General features: G+C 44.0%; 4 protein-coding genes. All 4 read right to left on the bottom strand.

Translation table 11 applies throughout. The features are described 5' to 3' along the window. Nucleotides 1-279, bottom strand: a 279-nt coding sequence (locus tag A3739_RS13680; protein ID WP_197472320.1) for a PolC-type DNA polymerase III, incomplete at its 3' end; no start/stop codon positions are given. A 13-nt stretch (nt 280-292) separates the two neighbouring features. Beyond that, nucleotides 293-748, bottom strand: a complete 456-nt coding sequence (locus A3739_RS13675) for a GFA family protein (RefSeq protein ID WP_068480333.1) — start codon at nt 746-748, stop codon at nt 293-295. Between the two features lie 32 nt (nt 749-780). Beyond that, entirely contained in the window at nt 781-1,956 is a 1,176-nt protein-coding gene (locus A3739_RS13670; protein ID WP_068480338.1) for a glutathione S-transferase C-terminal domain-containing protein, read from the bottom strand. After that, a partial coding sequence (locus A3739_RS13665) for a DNA-3-methyladenine glycosylase I (RefSeq protein ID WP_068501741.1) occupies nt 1,957-2,482 on the bottom strand: 526 nt, incomplete at its 5' end.

The following is a 2,482-nucleotide window of genomic DNA, read 5'->3' as shown; positions in this document are numbered from 1 at the left end:
TGAGTTAGCTATGTCCGAGAACTGTGGTTGGCCAACTAGCATGTTCGGTGTAATGCCGGTTAGCTTCGTGATGAATGGAGGAAGCTCTCTTTGCGGGTTGATAAAACTTTGCCAGCGTTCAACGATGACACAATCATCAACAATTAATAGACCAATTTCGATGACTCGGTGCTGTTGAGGTTTGCCTCCTGTGGTTTCGCAATCAATGATCGCCATGCGCTTTGGAAAGCTTTCAGATAACTGCTGAACACTTTCAGTTGGAAAGAGGTCTGATTGCATTGTTTAAAACGGTTTATGACATTTGCAGAAGTTTTGGCATTACCCACCGGCATATTGCGAGTTGGCTGCCCCAATAGCCCTCGTGTTTTTCTAGCTTGTCGTCATAGCTTGCGCTTTTGCGATGATAAAACACATGCCCAACAGCGTCTGGCAGTGAAGATTTATCATCAAAGTTTTCTGCTGATATAAACGCTAAGCCTAATCCGGGGATTCCTTTCAAGAATCCTGCTACAGGCAAGTGACAGTGTTTGCAGGTTCCGCGCTGTAATGCCGGTGGTAGGCGATACGTCTTAAACTCTACATCTTGCTCATCTAGCGTTACGTGTTTTGATTTCACAACACACACATCTGAGTAATTTGATTTATACAGAGCTTGGCAAATTTCACAGTGACAAAAAAAGCGTACAGCAGGCGTTTTCTCTACAGTAAATTTGGTTTTTCCGCACGGACAGCTGCATTGATGACTCATAGTATTTGCTCTGTTTGTGGTTGGGTTAGTAGTTAGTAATCAAGTAGTTCAGTGAGTTGTATCTGCTCAGTTAAGATTTCTCTATCGCTAGGGGCAAGGCCTTTCCAGTGCTCTTTTACTTCGCGCCAGCTTCTCACTTGAAAGCTTTTAACAACTGATTTGAATGCGTAGCCTCGGAGTTTTCCTGTATAGATGTTTTCGCCTAAATCAAAACCTTGTTCATTAAATCTGTGTTTGCCATTTGCGACCGCGTCATTATGTGCGCGCTCATTTTGAACCATCAGCGCAGCATATGTTCCCATCAAAATATTCATCAGCGTTGACAATTTTTCGTTGAAAATTAGGTTCTCATTAACGTAATTACTAGTTTCCATGAATTGGCCTTCATCAATACGTTTTAGCCAAGCAAAAAGATTTGGTGCAATTTGTTTTATTTTGTCCGCGGCTTCCGGGTCGACAAGGTTCATTCCTAATTGACCATAGATGCTCGCATCGGTTAGGGAAAAGTGATCGCCGAAAATATAGTTTTGACGGCGAAATATTGCGTCTAACGCCTCTAATATAGCTTTCCAACTTTGTTCAAGTAGTTCGTGTGTTGGTGGGAAGTCTTCTTTTGTTGGCGGTGTTAGTGATGCGCGAACGCCTGCCTTGTATCCTTTCGGGGCGACGCTCATCAAATAAGGTAAACGCTTTACTTGGCGAGCTGGAAATGACCGAGATAAGAGCCAAGCGCCGCCGGGTGGTAATGCATTTTTAAACTCTGATGCGAGCAGTTTGCCCATTCTGTTGCTTTTTGTAGAGCCGACCCAGCGCATATGATGCACGAGATATAAGCCAAACTCGTTGAATGCTTCATCGATAAAATGGGTTAAGAAGTTAAATAAGGGGGGCGAAGGAATAATGTTACGTCCTTCGCCTTCTTGTTCCATGCGTCTGAGAATACTAGAGCTATCGTATTCAAAAAATCGTTTATCATGGCTGAAATAGGGGAGCAGAGGATATTCGTCTAGCTCTTTATCCATATCAGGATAACGACTAACTTCTTTTCGTCGCTTGGCCGCTTCTAGTCTTAAGATAATTCGAGCATTCTCAAAGTGAGTGCCCATCGCAGGCAGGCGTCGATAGGCGATACCTTTGTATTGCAATGCAGCTTCGAGCTTTAAGGTGTAAGGGCTAAGTCTAACTCCCCAAATTACCGCTTCAGACATCTAAACCCTACTTAGTTGAACTCCAACGACATTGTCGCCGTTAGCATAGGCACAGATTTGGCTCATTTGCGTGTAGCTGATTCCGCTTTGCTTGTGCCATTCATTAAACGTTGCTTGTATTAGTTTTAGTTCTCTCTGAGAGCTCGGTTCACTTTTAATATCAAGCCCAGCGCTTTGCAATGTTAATACAACATCTCGTGAGAGGATAAAGGTGTCGCGCCCCATCATGCGAAGAAAATATTGTCCTGTATTCCCGCCTAGTCGCGAACCACGCTTTTTAAGCAGCTGCATCAGGCCAACTTGATCATCGGATGGCCAATGCGCGATTAATGAAGCGATACCTTTGTCTGTAAATCGCAGGTCGTACAAGAAAGATACATTGTCGCGCAGCGCTTTGATTTTTTGGCCGCTGCGCACAACACGCGAATCATCAAGATAGGCTTCCCATTGCTCATCTGAAAGTAGGGCCAAGGTGTCGACTTTAAAACCAAAGAATGCTTCTTCAAACTCCGACCATTTGCGATCA

The sequence above is a fragment of the Oleiphilus sp. HI0067 genome (assembly GCF_001635735.1).
The sequence above is the reverse complement of the archived record's forward strand: the minus strand, read 5'-3'. Positions and strand labels throughout refer to the sequence as shown.